The sequence below is a fragment of the Pseudomonas cavernicola genome, from assembly GCF_003596405.1.
In the GTDB taxonomy this organism is placed as follows: domain Bacteria; phylum Pseudomonadota; class Gammaproteobacteria; order Pseudomonadales; family Pseudomonadaceae; genus Aquipseudomonas; species Aquipseudomonas cavernicola.
On sequence record NZ_QYUR01000008.1, the window covers coordinates 686,293 to 704,604 of the forward strand.

Annotated in this window: 10 protein-coding genes and 2 pseudogenes; 6 read left to right on the plus strand and 6 right to left on the minus strand. The window is 60.4% G+C overall.

The window, feature by feature from the left end; all coding sequences use genetic code 11:
• Positions 1-42 precede the first annotated feature (42 nt).
• Positions 43-1,020 carry a LysR family transcriptional regulator gene (locus tag D3879_RS25140; RefSeq protein WP_119956888.1) on the plus strand — a complete coding sequence of 326 codons (978 nt, stop codon included), beginning with the start codon at positions 43-45 and terminating at the stop codon, positions 1,018-1,020.
• 358 nt (positions 1,021-1,378) lie between these two features.
• Here the strand turns inward: D3879_RS25140 and D3879_RS25145 are convergent.
• Positions 1,379-2,117: pseudogene (locus D3879_RS25145) on the minus strand (IS110 family RNA-guided transposase); the annotation flags it as partial.
• A gap of 178 nt (positions 2,118-2,295) precedes the next feature.
• Here D3879_RS25145 and D3879_RS25155 point away from each other — a divergent pair.
• The 3 genes and pseudogenes from D3879_RS25155 (at position 2,296) to D3879_RS25160 (ending at position 5,862) form a co-directional block, all read left to right on the plus strand.
• Positions 2,296-2,598 carry a hypothetical protein gene (locus D3879_RS25155; RefSeq protein WP_119956890.1) on the plus strand — a complete coding sequence of 101 codons (303 nt, stop codon included), beginning with the start codon at positions 2,296-2,298 and terminating at the stop codon, positions 2,596-2,598.
• Positions 2,599-2,658: 60 nt separating this feature from the next.
• Positions 2,659-2,757, plus strand: a pseudogene (locus D3879_RS27360) (molybdate ABC transporter substrate-binding protein); the annotation flags it as partial.
• Positions 2,758-3,519: 762 nt separating this feature from the next.
• Positions 3,520-5,862 (plus strand): glycoside hydrolase family 70 protein, encoded by a 2,343-nt coding sequence (locus D3879_RS25160; RefSeq protein WP_158592123.1) that lies wholly within the window; start codon positions 3,520-3,522, stop codon positions 5,860-5,862.
• A gap of 218 nt (positions 5,863-6,080) precedes the next feature.
• Here the strand turns inward: D3879_RS25160 and D3879_RS27365 are convergent, their stop codons facing one another.
• Together D3879_RS27365 and D3879_RS25170 are read right to left on the minus strand one after the other, a co-directional pair.
• Positions 6,081-6,278: a ubiquitination-like system serine protease family protein gene (locus D3879_RS27365; RefSeq protein WP_338014914.1), complete on the minus strand. Its 198-nt coding sequence runs from the start codon at positions 6,276-6,278 to the stop codon at positions 6,081-6,083.
• Between the two features lie 172 nt (positions 6,279-6,450).
• Positions 6,451-7,542, minus strand: coding sequence for an HD domain-containing phosphohydrolase (locus D3879_RS25170; RefSeq protein WP_158592124.1), 1,092 nt, complete (start codon positions 7,540-7,542; stop codon positions 6,451-6,453).
• A 2,899-nt stretch (positions 7,543-10,441) separates the two neighbouring features.
• Between D3879_RS25170 and D3879_RS26425 the strand changes: the two genes are divergently transcribed.
• On the plus strand, positions 10,442-10,642 hold the full coding sequence (locus D3879_RS26425) for a hypothetical protein (protein WP_147411242.1): 201 nt from the start codon (positions 10,442-10,444) through the stop codon (positions 10,640-10,642).
• Between the two features lie 658 nt (positions 10,643-11,300).
• Here D3879_RS26425 and D3879_RS25175 read toward each other — a convergent pair.
• Positions 11,301-12,206, minus strand: coding sequence for a universal stress protein (locus tag D3879_RS25175; protein WP_119956893.1), 906 nt, complete (start codon positions 12,204-12,206; stop codon positions 11,301-11,303).
• Between the two features lie 587 nt (positions 12,207-12,793).
• On the opposite strand from D3879_RS25175, the gene D3879_RS25180 reads away from it, so the two are divergent.
• The gene (locus D3879_RS25180) at positions 12,794-14,686 is read left to right on the plus strand and encodes an ABCB family ABC transporter ATP-binding protein/permease (protein ID WP_119956894.1); all 1,893 of its coding nucleotides are present in this window, start codon (positions 12,794-12,796) and stop codon (positions 14,684-14,686) included.
• Positions 14,687-14,762: 76 nt separating this feature from the next.
• Here D3879_RS25180 and D3879_RS25185 read toward each other — a convergent pair whose 3' ends face one another.
• The gene (locus tag D3879_RS25185) at positions 14,763-15,845 is read right to left on the minus strand and encodes a lipocalin-like domain-containing protein (protein ID WP_119956895.1); all 1,083 of its coding nucleotides are present in this window, start codon (positions 15,843-15,845) and stop codon (positions 14,763-14,765) included.
• On the minus strand, positions 15,835-18,312 hold the full coding sequence (locus D3879_RS25190) for an FtsX-like permease family protein (protein ID WP_119956896.1): 2,478 nt from the start codon (positions 18,310-18,312) through the stop codon (positions 15,835-15,837). Before D3879_RS25190 ends, D3879_RS25185 begins: the two co-directional genes overlap by 11 nt.

An 18,312-nucleotide genomic window follows, 5' to 3' on the forward strand; every position in this document is an offset into this window, starting at 1 on the left:
TTCTTATTCGCCGTATTAGCCTGACTAATACATGGAGTTGTTATGTCCATCCCGCCGTCGCAATCTGACTCATTGGTCAACAGGTGGGAGGGGCGACGCTTTCTGAACGATCGGCTGGACTGGAACCTGCTGCGCACCTATCTCGTCATTGGCCAAGAGGGCAGCATCAGTCGTGCGGCTGCGCGTCTGCACATCACTCAGTCCGCTGTGAGCCAAGCCCTCAAGCGCTTGGAGGAGCAGCTCGATTGCGCGTTAATACTGCGGCGTGGCCCAAGGTTCGACCTGACAATTGCGGGCGAAGAGGTACTGCGCATCGCGACTGATATCTATGGCGATATTTCGCGGATAAGTGCCGCTGTTGAAGATCGACACGATGGGGTAGTTGGCAAGGTGAGGTTACTCAGCATCAGCCGAGTCCAGTCCCTGTTGTATGAGGAGTTCCTCGCTGAGTTTCACCAGGACCACCCGCGTGTCGAGTTGGAGATCGAGGTAATGCGAAGCTCCGACATCATCAGCTCACTACTTCAAAAGACGGCAACAGCCGGACTGGGCCTGTGCCGTATTCCCCAAGCTAAATTGGAGCAGCGGCAATTATTACGTCAGAGGTATGCATTCTTCTGCGGGAAGCGTCATCGTTTCTTTGGGCGGAGTGACATAGCGCTCGAGTTGTTACAGAGTGAGGACTTCGTGACTTTTACAAGCGACCAGATTGGAGGAAATCTTTCCCCTCTGGCGGTCTTCCGCGACCAGCAAGGCTTCACCGGCAGAATCGTTGCCTCTTCATCCAGCTTTGAGGAGATTCGCCGTCTGGTTTGTGCAGGATTCGGCATTGGCTGTCTGCCAGAGCATGTGCTGAGTAATGACATTGACGAAGGCTTATTGTGGCGCCTCCCCCCTGCTGAAGGCATTGTGGACGTGGATATTTATCTCCTGTGGAACCGTGAGCAGAAGACGACCATCGCTGAAAACGTGTTCCTCGAAAGCTTTCAGCACAAACTGGCGACTAGCGAGAGCAATTAAAAGTTAAGTTTGCGAAGCCCACCTTCTTGATGACGCCAGAAGACAAAGGGTCGAGTCAGCCCTGAGTTCGTAGCTAGATCGGTTGTCCGTATATGGACTCCTCCTCATTGCAAGCCCCCTTCGCTTTCGCTCCCGTGCCGACTGCACACGTATATTCGACCTCTGACTGCGGCATCGTATTGATGCTGGGCCATGATGGGCTATTCGCGCGCCGGCTCCCAATCGCTTCTACGTGCTTTTCGCACCTGGACAGTTGAGGGTTTTGCCGACGCCGGTTCGACCGGTTTGCCATCGTTCGGGTTGCTTCGTAATCTGGGTAGACGAGTTGCTTACTCGTTGAACGTGACGGTTTAGTAGATCAGGCCGCTGCCCGATCCGGTTGGTAATCAGTGCCGTTGCGCAGCATCGCCCAGGCCATGCGAGCAGTTTTGTTGGCCAGTGCTATAGCGGCCACATTGGGATGAGATCGCTCAGCTAAACGGACGACCCACTGGCTGAGTCGATTGTCGATCGTCTTTGGACTTGGCCGTACGCAGCGCCGACCGTGCACCGTGAACCATCAGTGTTCGCAGATATGCATCGTCGCGTTTGCTGATGCCAAGCAGCCGATCCTTGCCGCCGGAGCTGTGTTGCCTCGGCGTCAATCCTAGCGAGGCGGCCAATTGTCGGCCGTTGGCAAACTGACGGGCATCACCGATGGCAGCAACGAGTGCAGTGGCGATCATCGGGCCGACCCCGCGCAGTTGCTGCAAACGAACGGCAGTTGGCTCGCTTGCCGCGATTGCAGATATCTCGCCGTCGAGCTCGACCACGCGCTTATCCAGTGCGCAAAGATCGCCCCACAAGCCATCCAGTGAACGACGCAAGCGTACCGTCAAACCGTTATCTGCTTTTTCCAACCAGCACGGTATCGCACGACGTAGCATTAGTAGTTCTTTTGGGGCGATAAGGCCGTACTCGGCGACCAGCCCACGAATCTGATTGGCTTTGGCCGTCCGCTGTTTGATTAAGCCGGCCCGGATGCGATGCGTCGCCTGGATATCCTGTTGTTCGATGGTCTTGATGGCGACGAAGCGCATGCTGGGGCGGCTAATCGCTCCGATGCTCAAGGCTCATGTAGAGACCTGGTTCGCTAATCCGCAAGCGGGGATGCTGTCGCTGTCGGCTGCCGGACTGGTTGGGGTATGCCTGCTGTGGGGGCTCCATGGAAGCCGCAGGCAAGGCGACGAGCCCCGGCAACAAAAGGCCGAACTCGCAAACTAATAGTTAGATGGCTTGGACCGGATTTACCTTGCCGGGGCCATTCACGGCCCCGGCAAGGTGCCGACGCTTCCCTTCAGCGATAAAATCCTGACGTGCTACGGGATCGGCGTCACCGTTTTCGTACCCAAGATGGTCACCTCCGGTACGAAAGTAGCCGCCGGCTCGGCCGGGATGACAGCACCTGATCTGACGTTTTTCAAGCGTTGCGAACAGGCTGAAGCTGCATCGGTGCTGGCGTTCGCATTGCTAGAGTTGTGCCCTGAAGGAACGCTACACACCCGTTTCACAGCGCCGAGTCAGCTGCTAGGCGCATGAGTTGGCTCTCGGCATAGTGCAGAGCCCGGTGGATCAAGCCCGTCCCTGCCGCACGTGTAAAAGGACAGCAAGATCACCAATGGTTTGGCCTGGATCGTGCCTGCGGAGTTGCACGACCCGATCAGGCAGGACGCGCCGATCGTTTTCAGTGGAATGGATGGTTTATCCGGCTCTGGCTGCGACATTCTGCCCGACAGCCCACTGAAAGCCTTGTGGGTCGGGGGCTGGGCAATCTGTCGAAAACTCGTATGGCTCGGTCGAAACAGGGGGAGCGCGAGTCTTGCCGATGCTCAGGCGTCGAATACTCGGAGATCGCCATATCCGACCTGTCGCGCTTGGGTCGTAATCTTGCCCTGCTTAGTGCCTGTCACTCCGAACTTTGCGCCCTGCATATATCTTTACTATCCACGCAGCACGAAAGTTCACTCACTTATTGCGCAGCAGCGCTATCAAATCAGCTTCGTCGTAAAAACCATTCTCTGAGCGCCAACTTAATTATTGAGCGCAACGCTAATATCATGCTGCCATCACCTTTCAGGCAACGTCACCGAAATATTATTCAATGTAACTTTCCCGTGACAAAAAAATTCCACGGAAAGTCCAATCTTTAGATTTTATGATAATCGCAATAAATACGTTGTATTTCAGTTGTTTATCGAGCATTCAATTTGAATATCAAAGTAGCTTTCTGCACTAGGCAATCATTCTGCCACCATTGAAAGATGGCACCTGAAATACTTTCATAACACTCCAAGTGAAACGATTCAGCTGCGGAAAGGATAAATAGTAAAAATTTATCTGTGGCTACTTAGATGCCGTTTACATCAATCGTTGTCGATATACCGCAGAACACAGACATGTCTTCGGACAATGCCAACGACCTTGCCCCGCCTTCTCACCACCTACGGTAAAGGAAGCACTATGCACATATCAGTAAGTCGACGTTTATCTGTTTCCCTGCTCAGCATCGCGATAGCAGGCCTGGTGTCAGGAACTGCGACTGCAGCACCGCCCGCGGGCACTATTGAGCAGGTGCCCGATGGCAACGGCGGTGTGAAGTGGCGTAAGGCGCAGATCGGCGACCCGGACGAGGATCCCAGCCAGCGTGAGCGCAGGAAGAAGCTCCTGGGTATCCAGTCGATCACCACAGGCCCGGACGGCGTCAAAGTCGAGGTGGGCAACTACAGAGGCAAGGTCCGGCAGGCCGAGCAGGGTGATGTTTTCGTCTCCGGCGATAAGCTCGATGGGCATGTCATCCTCCAGGCATTCGCGCTCTATCAACCGAACGACAACGCAACCTACTGGGCCTTGGCCGAGAATGCCGGGCGACTTGCGCAGTGGGGAATCACGGACGTCTGGTCGCCCCCGCCCTACCGCGCCGCTTCCGATTCGAAGTACGGTGAGGGGTACGCTATCGCAGACCGTTACGACCTCGGCGCCTACGGCAAGGGCCCGACCAAGTATGGGACCGCTGACGAGCTGAGGACGGCCATCGGTGCCCTGCACGACCAAGGCATCCGCGTCCAGGTCGACGTCGTCCCGAACCAGATCATCGGGTTGGCCGGCCGGCAGGTGCTCCCCGTGACGGCAACCGATATGTACGGCACTCCGAACAATCCCGCCATCGACCACCAGCTCTACGCCGCCTACAGCAAGGGCACCGCACCGGGGCAGACCGAGCACGGTTTGATCAAGGAGTGGGACAACACCTACTTCAACGGCACCTCGCCGCAGAACCAGGGACTCTCCCGCGTGCTCACCGATGCGGCTCAGGTGCCGTGGCGGTACTTCGGCCCGAATGATTCCCGCAACTACCTCCCCGAGTGGCTCGCCGCCAGCGACGCAGCCCGGTACGGCAAGATCAACACCGTCGACGGCTACCTGACCGCCGACAGCTGGTACGCGATCGAGAACGCGAGCAGCGGATCCGATGCGGTGTACGGCCCTGTCCTCCTCCACTACGCCGAGCCACGCTCCGGTGTCGTCAATGAGAGCTTTCTCGACTTTGCGCGCAACAATGGGCTCGCCGGAACCGACTATGAGGTGCGTGCCACTATCATCGCCGGCTTGAAGATGACGCCAAACCCCATCGGCCCACTGGTGGATGCCTACCTGGCCAAGCAACCTGGATACTCAGCAGGCTCCGAAGTCGGTATCAATACCCTGCGATTCGACGGTCCCGGCAACGACGCCTCGCATATCGGGCAGAACCTGATCGATTTCGAGTTCCTCGTGGGCAACGACCTCGACACCACCCGCGTCGAAGTGCGTGAGGAACAGGCGAACTGGCAACGCTACCTGCTCGACTTCGGCTTCGACGGATTCCGCATCGACGCCGCTTCCCACATCAACATGCAGGTGTTGCGCGACGAAACGGAGCAACGGCTGAAGTACTTCGCCGGCGACGACGTCAACAACCACTTGAGCTACATCGAGTCCTACGTGGCGTCGCAGGTCGACTTTCAGCAGTCGAACAAGTTCGGCCAGCTGGTGATGGATGCGGGCCCCTTCTCGGGTTTCCTCTTCTCCTTCGGGCGCGATTGGGCCCCCTTGCGCTACGCCTTCACGGCATCGCTCGTCGACCGCGTCAATCGCGCCGCAGCTATGCCCAACTGGTCGTTCGTGAACAACCATGACCAGGAGCACAACATCCTCGCAGGTATTCCCCTGACGGCGGAGGAAGCCGGTGGCACGCAGCCGGGCTCGCAGCCCTACGAGTTGCGGCAGTTCGCCAAGTACGATGAGGATCGCAATAGCGTCCAGAAGCAATGGGCCCCCTACAACGTCCCTGCCTCGTACGCGATCCTCCTGACAACCAAGGACACCGTGCCGACCGTCTTCTATGGCGACCTGTTCTCGTCCACGCAGCCGTACATGTCGACGCCGACGCCGTACCACGACGACATCGTGAACCTCCTCACGATGCGCAAGCACTTCGCCAAGGGCGAGCAGGTAATCCGCTTCGAGAACAGCAACACCGGCACCAACGGTGAAGACCTCGTCACGAACGTGCGCCTCGGCAACGACCGCACAAGCGGTGTGGCCGTGGTCGCCGGCAATGACCCGGCGCTGGATACGACGATCACCATCGACATGGGGCCCAAGCACCGCAACCAGTGGTTCGTCGATGCCATGAGTTACCACCCCGAGCGGCTCAGGACGGACAAGAACGGTGTCCTCACGGTCCAAGTCCAAGGCACGCAGAACGTGGACGTGAGGGGTTACCTAGCCGCGTGGGTTCCAGACGTGGCGGCGAGGGACTGAGGCATTTCGGCAGACATGCGGGCGACTCGTTATCGGGCCGCCCTACTCTCCCGATCTATTGACCCGAGCCGTCTGGGGGCAAGTCTGTCGAATTCGAAACACGATCCACCTTAAGAACTACTTCGTCTTGCATGTTGCTGGGCAAAAGCGACGTGAGCGAGCCGGTGTTGCACGGGTATCAGGTCGACAAGAGTCATGCGGACTCCCAGTCGGGCAGATCAACGGTCTGGCCGGCGAGAGCGTGGGGGCAACTGGATACGGCCATCGGTAACGAACAAGTGGCCGACATGGGCTTCAGGGCAGGCGCGACCTTGGTTGACCAGAATAGAGGGGGTAAACGTCGGACGATCAGCGTTGCCGTTCCATCCCCAACCGGCCCTGATCGGCAGCGCGCCATCCTGATCCTGGCGAAACATTTCAGACACAAGTTCAACCCCGGGGCGAAGGCAAGATCGTCGAAACGATCTAGTGAAACGGAACTTCCAGAGCCAGGTCCGGGTACTCGCCTGGGCGCCAGCGCAGCCGCGGCGCTGCTGCAGGTTTGACCGCGCGCGCTCCAGGTCGTGCGGGTGCGGTCAGTACCTCAACCTAAGCATCCGGATACTCCTCGGCGACCACCTCGAGGAAGGCCTCCACCACTTTCTGGTCGAACTGCTTGCCGATGCGCTCGCGGATATAGGCCAGGGCCGTCGGCAGCGGCCAAGGCTCCTTATAGGGTCGCCGGTTCACCAACGCATCGAACACATCCACCACCGCCACTATGCGCGCCGACAGAGGGATCTGCTTGCCACGGCGGCCTTGCGGGTAACCGTTGCCGTCGACGTGCTCGTGGTGCCCACCGGCGATCTCGGCGCCGATCGACAGATAGCTTTGCCCCTCCACCATCTGCGCCGCCCGTTGCAGGATAGCGGCGCCGATGGCGGCATGCTGGCGCATCACCTGCTGCTGCGCCGGGTCGTGTTGGCCGGGCTTGAACAGGACGTTGTCCGGCGTGGCGACCTTGCCGACGTCGTGCAGGATGCTGGCCGTGCCGACCAACTCCAGGAAGCGCGGCGTCAGTTCCTCCGGGTAATCCCCGCGCTCCGCCATGCGCCGGGCAATCCGCGTGGTCCAGCGCTGCACGCGCAGCACGTGCTCGCCGGTGTCGCTGTCGTGGTACTCGGCCAGGTCCGCCAGCGCCACCACCGTGGCCTCCTGCGCCCGCGCCATTTGCATGTGGTAGTGCAGATTATCGAAGGCGGCCGCGATGCGGCTGCAGAACACCTCCAGCAAATCCTTGTCCACCTCCGCCAGCGGCCAGGGCGGGGTGAAATAGAGCACCAATTCGTGGTTGGCCTGGGTCGGGATATAGAGCACCTCGTTCGGATGCTCATAGAGGCTGTGTTGCGCGTTGATGGCCTGCAGCATCGGCAGGTAGACGGGATCGCTCTGGTCCAGGCAGTCGCGTTTCGCCAGCTCGGCGAAAGTGCCGGTGGCGCCCAGCACCTGCAGCACCGGTGGCGTCGCGCCGGGCAGTGCGCGTACGCAGAGGATGCCCTGCGTCCCGACATCGAGCGGAGGCCGCGCACCGATCTGCCCCACACGCCCGAGGGATTCGCGCGCGGTGCAATTGATAGAGGATTCGCCGAGCCGTTCGAGGATCTTGCTCAAAGCCCTGGCGGCTGCGTTTCGATGGTTCACGCAGGCTCTCGTAGGCGCGAACGAGGCGATGCCCGTGGTGTAGAGCTTTTGTACGGTCAGTTGGTCTTGCCTTGTAGTCGTTGGAGTCGTAGGCGAGGACAACGCCTCTGTTCCGGCGCCTGGCCGGCTGGCCGGTACGCAGCACTATGCGCACCAGCCCGTTGCCGCTCTTCGCGCACCCGCTGATCAGTCGCAGCCCGGCATCATCTTTTCCATCACCAACGTTCGAGAGCCCCAGGCGATATCCCGCTGCGTTCGGCGCAGGCAGCTCGAGCCCTCCTGCCCGAATAGGCACTCAGCAGTTCGAGGCCGCGGCCTTGTATGGAAATGCGCGCAAGGCCAGCTGCGTCCACCCGGTGCACATCGGGCTCGTCGCGGGACCACAGCAGCCGCCAGGGCGCGACGGCGGCTGCGGCGCCGCCGCCGCTGTCGTCAACCCGCAGTCGTCCTCTCGCGTGGGAGATCGTTATACATGGCTGCCTACTCTCTGCTGGCTGCGGGGGCGACGATGGGCAGCGCCGAATGGTGAAGCGGCGTTAGCCCTGCCCCCGGCGTTGCTATCCACGTCGATCTGGCCGCCCATTCGCTTGGTCACAATGTTGTAGACCACATGCAAGCCAAACGCTGGCCGCCGACGCCACGGACAGTGGTGAAAAATGGATCGGGAAGCTCCGCGCAGGTGTTCAGGTGCAATCCCTTGCGTCATCCTCGAACTGCAGCGTCACCCAATCGCCCTCGGCTGCGCGCGAGGCGTGACTGCCCCGCTGCGCGCTGCGGAGCGCAAATGGGTCAGCGCATTGAGCCAGCAAGGGTTGTCACGCACCTGGCCAACTGCCTGGGTAGCCGTCCACTGGGATGTCTGGCGCGCACAGGCGTTGCGCACCCTGGATCGGCAACGTTTATAGTGGGCCGCAGGCTCTCGACAACCTCGTCCATAAAAGATAGTCGCGAGGGTTTGAACTCGCGCGGCTCGCTGTCTGGTCGACCGCCACCTGCTTGAAAGCTGGCACAGATGGGCCGCCGATTGGGTTAGGCCAGGATCAGCTCTACGCTCTCCTGGGCGTCTGCAGATGCCTTTGTACGTCGACTTCCTTTCAGGCTGCCGGCGTCCAGCTGCGGCGCGAAGCGCCGGGTTTCTCGGCCAGCACGCTGGCCCGGTCAGGGTGATGCCGGAGGCGGCGTAATTGGATCTCGGGTGGTGCACCCCCGCACAGGCGCCCAGCGCTGCAGCTTTTGCCGGCCTGTATGCAGGGAGGGCGCTGGGTTTGCTTCAGGTGTTCATTAGGCCAGGCGGATTTCCACCTCTGCCTGGCGACCTCCTCCAAGTCGTCGGCCAGCCGCTGCGCGATAAGGTTGAAGCCGCGCACCACATCGCCGAATCGTCCTTGCGCTCTGCAGGCAGCATCATGGGAACCTCCGAGGGCCGCGGTGTTCCGCCGCCATGGTGTAGCCCATCGGCGCAGTGCGGGTCAGTGCTTGGCACCAGCAGGCGCAAGCTAACGAAAAGGCGGCGAGCCAACACAGATCCACGCGCGAGGGATTCCAGCGAGCGCGCCAAACCTGCTCGCGCAGCGGTGCTGTGCCATCTCCTTGCGCGACAGCACGAAGGCGGGCCACACGCCCAAGCAGCTGATGGCTCAAAGCATTCGCGCCGAACAGCGAGCATCCAGCCGGTCGAGATGCGGCGCCGCTGCTCCTGCACGCCGGCAACACCCGCTGCGGAGCTGCAAACTCGCCAACCGTGCGAGTAGACGGCGATCGCCGCACGCGGCGTTTCACTTCGCCGGACAGGTTTTCTTGCAGGTCGTATATCGCAGTTCCAAGCATTGACCAGATTGGTTGCAGGGCGCTCCTGCACGGCAGAGCGCGTGGGGAACTGTACTCGCTGCACAACTGCGCACGCATGCTCCAATAGGCGAGAGCCCCGAGCAAGCCAAGCAGCACAGTCACCAGCAGGACAAGCAGGGCATTGAGACGAAACGCGTGCTGTTTTCTCATCCACGCTCCCCCGCCGGCCGCAGTACGATGGACGTCGCCCACGGATCGGCAGCGCGAGACGGACGTTAGGTGCTTAGTTACTTATCACGATAGCCCATGCGGAAGTCGCTGCGGTTAGCTAGGCCGCCGCGGACTGGTCTATAGGTTTGAGTACAAACAATCTCATCAGGTTTCCTCCGGTCTGTAGGCCGTAAGGAAGGGGTTAGTCGAGTTTGTTTTTGATTGGATAAATGCACTACTCCCTTTTTGCGTTATCGGAAGTTCCCGTTAAAACCAACTGGTATAAGCCGGTGGTTTGAATCCGGTGAGGAGCATCACGGTGAAATAGTTATATACTTAAGTCCGATTTATTCAATTTTATTTTAGTTATTTATTTGAAAAAGGTTTTCTTCGCGCTCAGTGCCTATTTCTGGGTTATGGCTCGGCAAATGGTGTTCAGGCTGGCGAGTCTTCGACAACCTTGGCTGCCTTGCGCCACTGTCGAATTTCCACCATTTACTTACCTGGCTGAAGGGAAAGCTGACAGGCGTTGATCTTGATTTGATAGATGAAATGGCCAGACGTATCGGGGTAACGTCAAAATTCAGGTCTATCCTTGGGCCAGAGTCAAAGCTCCCTCAGTCAAAGGAGAGATTGACGGAAGGCTTCGCGCTTTCGAAACGGAAGACGAAAAGAGTTCTGCCTTATGTCGGGGTTCTGGCATTTTAAGAATTCTATTATTTTTGTTAGAAAAAGGCAATGAGTTTTTCTTTATCAAGTGTTTGCGACCTTCTTACGGGCAAACCATAGGACAAAAAGACCGTGGCGTGTTTGTGAACGCCGAGTTCGAGCGGAGCGCAAAAAGCAGGAAGAATAAAACTCGATGATTAATGATATGAGTATGTCGAACGTCAGAAGCTAGATGCCGGAAGAATACGCTGCGGCCATCGCCGATCTGGGGGGTGATGCGCTATTATGCGAAATTATTGGGGGTAGAGAAGATATTCATTCCGCTGTAAAGCGTATACGCAAACCAACGCCGGCCTATCTGGTTTTATCAAAGAACTTCGCCGCTAGAAGTAAAGGCAAAGTTGCAAAAGACAATGCAGGGAGCATTGGCTGAAATGCGGAAAGACGGGACATATAAGCAGATTTTTGACCGACATGTTGCTAAAGGCAAATAGTGTTCTGATCTCTAGGAATGTTTAAAGAAGGGGCAATATTTTTGGCTATGGAAAATGAATCTGTGTGCCCCAGTACAAACTGGTAAGTGGGAGCCGGTGCAAGTCTGATACGAGAAAGAAGTGGCGAGTCATCTTGGCCCCGAGTCATGCGTTGGTCGTCGTGATTCGGCCAGCGAAGCGTTGACATCCGACGCTCCTGTTCTCTATCAGCACGCTGCTCCTCCGATTGCCGTTTCTTAAGCTCTCGTGCTTGTTCCTGATCCAATCTCTGCTGGGCTCCCCCAGAAGTACTCTGAACTAAAGATCCAAAAAAACACGCACTAATGATCCCAAACGGAATCGCCACCTCCATTTTGCATCTTCATTTCACTACGCCTAGCGGACTAGCCTCTATTGAGTCTTCGTTGGTCCACGGCAAAGCACGCGCGTCTCATCGAGGTTAATCAGGGCAATCTTCGACAAGCGGGAATCCATAGGATGAATCGCCTCAGGTTTCGCAAATACCTCTAAAGCCGGCTATAGGTCGGGAGCAAGCTTTCATAAGAGGCTGCTTTCGACCCAATATAGATAGTCCCCCATTACTAGTCTTCGTCTTATTCATAGACCTGCAACCTGCGGTTTGATCGCCAGAATGCTGCAAGGCACGTGGTACAGGAGATGCTCCGTGGTACTGCCGATCAGTTTGTCCAGCCCCTTGCGGTGCATGCTCCCCATCACAATCACATCGGCCTGGTTGTGGGCGGCGAAATCGGCGATAACCTTGACCGGCAGCCCCAAGATGAAATGCTGACGCTCAGGTGGTACACCGTAGCGCTCAGCCAGCGTGATGAAAGACTTATGCAGCGAACGGCGTACGTCACTGGCAAAGCCCGGCAAGGTCACCGCGCCAGCACCCGCGTCGGCGAGGTGTGTCTGCGATTGATCGTAGGCATGCAGCAAGTGCAACTCGGCATCGCATTGCAGGGCCAGCCCGTTCGCAGCCTCGATGATGCGGTCGTTGAGACCCGAGGTCTGCATCTCTGGCTGCGATGGATCAACTGCCGCAACCACCACGCGTGGTAGCGGGCACCTGACCTCGCTGACCAGATGCACAGGCACCGGGCACTCGCGCAGCAGGTGCGAATCCAGCGGGGTAATGAACGCGCGCTTGAGCGCCGGCTCGCGCTGCACGTCCTTGATCAGCAGGTCCGGCTGCATTTCCGTCACATGAAGAAGTATTTCCTGCAGCACGTTGTTAACCGAGGCCACCTCTGTGGTCACGTTGATGCCCTGCGCGCGCAGCTGTTCGGCTTCATCCTTCAACCACTTTTGATGCTCTTGCAGATAGTTTTCGCGAGCGTGCTCACTCATGCCCGGCAATCCCAGGGTGCCGGAGGCTTCGACGAACGCCGCGATATGCAGCGCTGCACCGCTGATCCCGGCCAGGGCAACAGCCCGTTGCAGCGCCGCAGAGTGGCGCATGGCTGGATCGGAGATAAGGAACAGTCGTTGATATTGGCTCATGAGACACCTCCAAGCGTTCTGAGTTATCCGACGCCTTGTGCTGATGTAACCGCGAATCCCGTCAGTCAGGGAGCCAGCTGACATACCTATAAACTGCACCCCACGAATCGCGATCGCTCTGATAAGCCTCGATTCGTCATGCCACCGGTGGCCTGTGGCGCCTCGAATGCCTACATTTATCAATATCAATATAGGCCCGTTACACGTCAACGCATGCAGTGGACGTGCTGGTCGCGCAATAACAGGAGAGTAACCGGGTATTTGCCGGTTTCAGCCCTTTCGGTGGACAGATTTCATGTCGCCCATTGATCCGCCCTCCTCCCATGGCTTTTCCCGCGTTGCAGCCTGTAGTACACGGGCTGAGCCGGCGGACCCATGCGCCCAGCTGACGTTGGCCCGAAATTCCAGCACAGCTAATAAGTGGAGTAAGGTCGCGGCATGGGCTCCTTTCCCGGTAGGAGAGCGGCGATGAAAAAGTCGAGATTCACTGAAGCGCAGATCACCTTTGCACTTTGCCAGGCGCAAGCCAGCAGGCCCGTTGCGAACGTCTGTCTGGTCTGTCTCCGAGTAGATGGGCAGGCGGCCATATGACAGCGCTCGACGACAAGCCGGCAGCGCAGCCCGCCCGCCCCTCCAGCGATACTGCAGCCGACGCCGCCGAGGACAACGAGTCCGGCGCCGCGCCGGTCGAACGCGCGCCCAGCGCCCGTGGTGACATCGAGGTGGTCGCCGCGTTGCTGCCCTATCTGCGCCCCTACGCCGGACGCATCGCGCTGGCGCTGGCACTGATCTTCGCTGCCAAGCTGGTCAACCTGTACATCCCGATCGCCCTCAAACAGATCGTCGATGGGCTCAATATCGAGCCCAGCCTGCTGATGCTGCCGGTCGGCCTGCTCCTCGCTTACGGCGCGGCGCGCATCGGCACCACGCTGTTCAGCGAACTGCGCCAGGTGGTGTTCGCCCGCGTCATGGCGCGAGCCTCGCGGCAGATCACCCTGAAAGTGTTCCGCCATCTGCACGGCCTGAGCCTGAAGTTCCACCTCGGCCGCCGTACCGGTGGCGTGGCCCGCGACGTCGAGCGCGGCGGCAGCGCGATCTCCGACCTGCTGGACTGGACGCTTTACACGATAGTGCCGACCCTCCTCGAGGTGCTGCTGGTGACGATAGTGCTGGTCTGGGCTTACGACTGGGGCTTCGCCTTCATCACCTTGGGCACGCTGTTGGCCTACGGTCTGTGGACCTTCGCCGTGACCGAGTGGCGCACCCGCTTCTACCGCGCCGCGGTGGAGGCCGATACCCGCGCCAACGAGCGCGCGGTGGACTCGCTGCTCAACTACGAGACGGTCAAGTACTTCAACAACGAGGCCCACGAGGCCGCGCGCTACGACGAGAACCTGCGGCACCTGGAGAACGCCCGGGTCAAGGCAACCAAGTCGCTGGCCCTGCTCAATCTCGGCCAAACCGTGGTGGTCGCCCTCGGCGTCACCGCCATGATGTGGCGGGCCGCCGCCGGCGTGGTGGCCGGCGAGCTCACCATCGGTGATCTGGTGCTGGTCAACGCCTACCTGCTGCAACTGTCGGCGCCGCTATTCGTGCTGGGCATGATGTACCGCGAGGTGAAACAGGCGCTGACCAATATGGAGCGGCTGTTCGGCCTGCTCGATCAACGCCAGGACGTGCAGGACTCCCCCGCCGCCAAGCCGCTCGCGCCCAGCCGGCCACGGGTGCGCTTCGAGAACGTGTACTTCGGCTACGACCCGCGCCGGGAGATCCTGCATGGGGTGGATTTCGAGATCCCGCCCGGCGGCACGGTGGCGGTGGTCGGCCGTTCGGGCTCGGGTAAGTCCACCCTGGCCCGCCTGCTGTACCGCTTCTACGACATCGATGCCGGGCACATTCGCATCGACGGCCAGGATCTGCGCGAGCTGACCCAGGCCTCGGTACGCGGCGCCATCGCGATAGTCCCGCAGGACACGGTGCTGTTCAACGACAGCATCTACTACAACATTCGCTACGGCCGTCCCGAGGCTAGCCGCGAGGAGATCGAGGCCGCCGCACGCGCTGCCCATATCCACGACTTTATCGTGCGCCTGCCGGATGGCTACGAGACGGAAGTCGGCGAACGCGGCCTCAAGCTTTCTGGCGGCGAGAAGCAGCGCGTGGCGATTGCCCGCGCCCTGCTGAAGAACCCGGCCATCCTGATCTTCGACGAAGCCACCTCGGCGCTGGACTCCAAGTCGGAGAAGGCCATTCAGGCCGCGCTCGAGCGCATCCAGGTCGGCCGCACCACTCTGGTGATCGCCCATCGGCTTTCCACGGTGATGGATGCCGACCGCATCCTGGTGCTGGACGCCGGCCGCATCATCGAAAGCGGCAGCCACCGCGAGTTGCTGGAGGCCGGCGGCAGCTACGCACAGATGTGGACGCTGCAGCAGCAGGAGCCCGCCGCCGAATCGCCGCAGCCTGAGCAGACCGGGTAAGAGTGCCTCCGTCCCTATCTATCGGCACAAGTCAGCAGTTGTCCGATCCAGCTGGGTAAGCTCACGCCCCAGCGCCTCAGTAACCCGTCATCTCCAGGTAGCCCACCCCTTGATGGCTGCCGCTAAAACGAATAGGCCCTTCCCAGTAAGGGAAACGGGTATCCATCCAGGAATTTTCCTGCAGAGCGGTGCTGGTGATCTCGAAACCCTCGCTGGCAATGCGCAGCGACCAGCGGGTCGGTAGCTGACGACCCGCGACGTGACTTTGCTGCAAAGGTGTCATGACGATGTCCTGATTACCCAGCACGCGGGTCTGGCCCGTGGCGCTGATCCAGGTACCGGCGCGGTAGTGTGCGCCGTCGGCATGGCGCAGCTGGAACAGCATGAGCTTTTCGCCCGTGCTCAGATGCAGGGAGAACCAGTCCCAGCCTTGCTGGCCGGGCGCCAGGGGCTGACTGCTCCATTCACGATCCAGCCAGGCCGGACCTTTGACCCGATAGGTTTTACCCTCCAGCTGGATTGCACCTTGAGCCTGAAAGAATGGCTGGCTGTAGTAGTAGGACGCCTGCCCTTGTCCGGACTTCTGGCTGAAACCCTGCTCGCCCTGCAGGACTGGCGGGAGGCTACTGACCAGCCGCAGGCGATAACTGAAGGCGCGACCCTTGGCGTGCAGTTCCAGCTCCCCCAGCTCTGCGTTCGCCGGCTTTTGGCTGCTGAAGTGCCAATCATCGATCCAGGCCTTGAAGGGTGAACTGTCGACGCCGGCCTGGCCGATGCCGCCGCGGGCAAAGGTTTCTGCGTGGCGATGGCCGTAAGGGCCGGTCAGCCCGGCATGGCCCATCCACAGGTTCTGGTTGCTCCAACCTTCACTCACAGAGCCGGGCTGCAAGGCACTGCGGAACAGCGTCCATTGCACGCCCCAGGCGCGGCCCTGCTCATCTTCCAGATTGGCCGTCACATACCACCATTCGATGCGGTAATCCGGATGCGCGCCGTGGTCCACCGGAAAACTGAAAGCCCTGCCTGGGCTGACGCGGGCAAAGTTCGCGGCTTCGCTGCCGAGCCCGGCAAAACCCTCGCCAGTGGGCGGCTCGGCATCGCAGGCGCTAATAAGTAGCAGCACGCCCGCGAGGAGCGCCAGGTTAACGCTAACGTTCATCGGCGAAGGTCCTCAGCAGCTCAGCCGGGGTTGTCCGGCCGAGTTTCCACAGCGGCCAGGCGGCGGCCAGCAGCGTGGCCAGCAAGGCCATGGCCAACAGTTGCAGGAGCTGCCCGGGAAACACATGCAGCGGCAGGCGCCAGCCAAACGCCTGCACGTTGATCACCGCAACCAGACACCAGGCCAGCAACAGCCCCAGCGGAACCGCCAGCAGCAGCGTGATAAGGGCCAGCAACAGGGTCTGGCCGAGGCTGAGCAAAGCCAGCTGCGGTCGACTCACCCCCAGCGCCCAGAGCGGTGCCAGCTGGCTCAGGCGAGCTTGGCCGAGGGTCAACAGGCTGATGAACAGCGCCACACCGGCAACCCCCAAGGTCAGGCTGTTGAGCGCGGCGGTGGCGGCAAAGGTGCGTTCGAACACGCGGGTCGACCAGGCCTTGAGTTCGCTCTGATCGATAATCCGACTGCTATCCAGGGCAAATGCCTTCTGCAGGGCCTGCATCAGCTCGGGAACCTCGGCGGCTGGCAGATGCAGGCTGTAGCTGCTCGGGCTCAGCCCCGGCCAGAAGCGTTGCAAGCCCGCAACATTGACCAGCAGATGACCTTTCGGATTGCCGTAATCGGCATAAATGCCGGCGACCACCAGCGTCCATTCACCTTTGGGGGTGGCCAGGCTCAGGCGCTCGCCCACATGCAGGTTCAAGCGTCGCGCCAACTGCTCGCTGAGCATCAGGGCCTCTTGCCGGGCCAGCTGGCCCCAGGCATCGGGGCTGGTGCTCAGCAGTGGCCAGTGTGCACGGTAGGCCGGGTGATCGAGTATGCCGGTGAGCTGCGCCGGCCAGCCCTGCAGCTGCAGGTCGACCCGCCAGCTCGGCAGTACCGCGCTGACCTGTGGCTGGCGGGTCAACCAGGCGCCTATGGCCAGTGCTTGCTGAGGGTCTTGGGGGGTGAGGTAAAGCTCGGCGGCCAGACGCTGATCGAGCCAGCCGTCAAAGGTTTTGCGAAAGCCCTCGGTCATGCTGCCGACGCCGATATTCGCCGCCAGCGCCAGCAGCAGCGCCATCAGCGCCAGCGCCAGGCCAGGCAGCTGCTGCCGACTGTCGGCGATAAACCACTGCGACAGCGGCGAACGGCAGCGTGGTAGCAGGCCTTCCAGCAGCAAGTTCAGGCACAGCGGCAAACATAGGGCCGCGGACAGCAGCAAACCGGCGAGCAAGACAAACCCTGCGATCAGGCTGTTGCCGCCAATCAGCGCGATTAGCGCCAGCAAACCAAGTGCCCCAGCCAGTAGGGCTTGGCGGCGTAACCATAGCGCCTGTGCCTGCTGCCAAGCCTCGGGTTGGGCCAATGCCAGCAGCGGTAACCGCGCGGCCCTGAGCAGGCTGCTGGCACCGGCGAGCAAGGCACCGAGCAGGCTGATGGCCAGTCCGCTCAGCCACCACAGTGGGCTGAGCCTGAGCTGCCCGGCAACCTCGGCGCCATACAGGCCGCGCAAGCTGGCCACGACATCCGGCAAGAGCAGACTGGCCAGCCAGTAACCGCTGACCACACCAGCCAAACCGCCGAGCAAGGCCAGGCCGCAGAGTTCCAAGGCCAGGGCGCCGAGCAGAGTACGGGCGCTTACCCCACAGGCCCGCAGGGTACGCAACAGCGAGCGGCGCTGCTCCAGCGCCAGGCCAATAGAGGCGTGCACGATAAACAGCCCGACGACAAAAGCCAGCAAACCGAGGGCCGTGAGATTGAGATGGAAGCTGTCGGTAAGTCGGCCCAGATCAGCCGCTTCGCTGCGGCGGTTCAGTACGAGTTGTTCGGCCAGCTGAGGTGGCAGGCTCGGGTTGTCTCGGGCGAAATCGCCGGACAGTAAGAGCCGGGATAGCTGTTGCGGTGCATCGAGTAGTCGTTGTGCGACACCGATATCCACCAGCAGTACGCCGGGCGCCAACTGCGGCCGCACCTCCAGCGGCGGTAAGGCTTGCCCGGCCTCACTCAGCGGTTGCTCCCCGGCTTCAAGGTTGAGGGCCTTGAGCGTATCGGGCGCAATCCAGGTGCGGCCGGGTTGGCCGAGAAAGGTTGCCAGGTCCAGGGTGTCGACAGCTTGCCCCGCCAGCGAGGTGCCGGTTGGCAATGTCAGAGGTTCGATCCCAACCAGTTGCAGGCGTTGCTCGGGCTCTCCCTGCAGGCGCAAACGACCCTGCAAGAGTGGCGATACTGGCCAGCCGGCACGCCGCAGTTCAATAAAGTACTGCTGCGCAAATAACCCGCCGTTGTGTGCGCTGAGAGTGTATTGGTTATCGCCGGCAATCAGTTGACTAGCCCGTGCATAACTTTCCCGAGCCTGGCTGTTCAGCGCCTGTACGCCAGTCCACAGACTGGTGGCCAACCACAAACCGGTCAATACACTGAAAAACTGCACAGGATGCCGACGCCAATGACTAAACAGGCCGCTCAGCGTCCAGTAGAAAATCCGCAT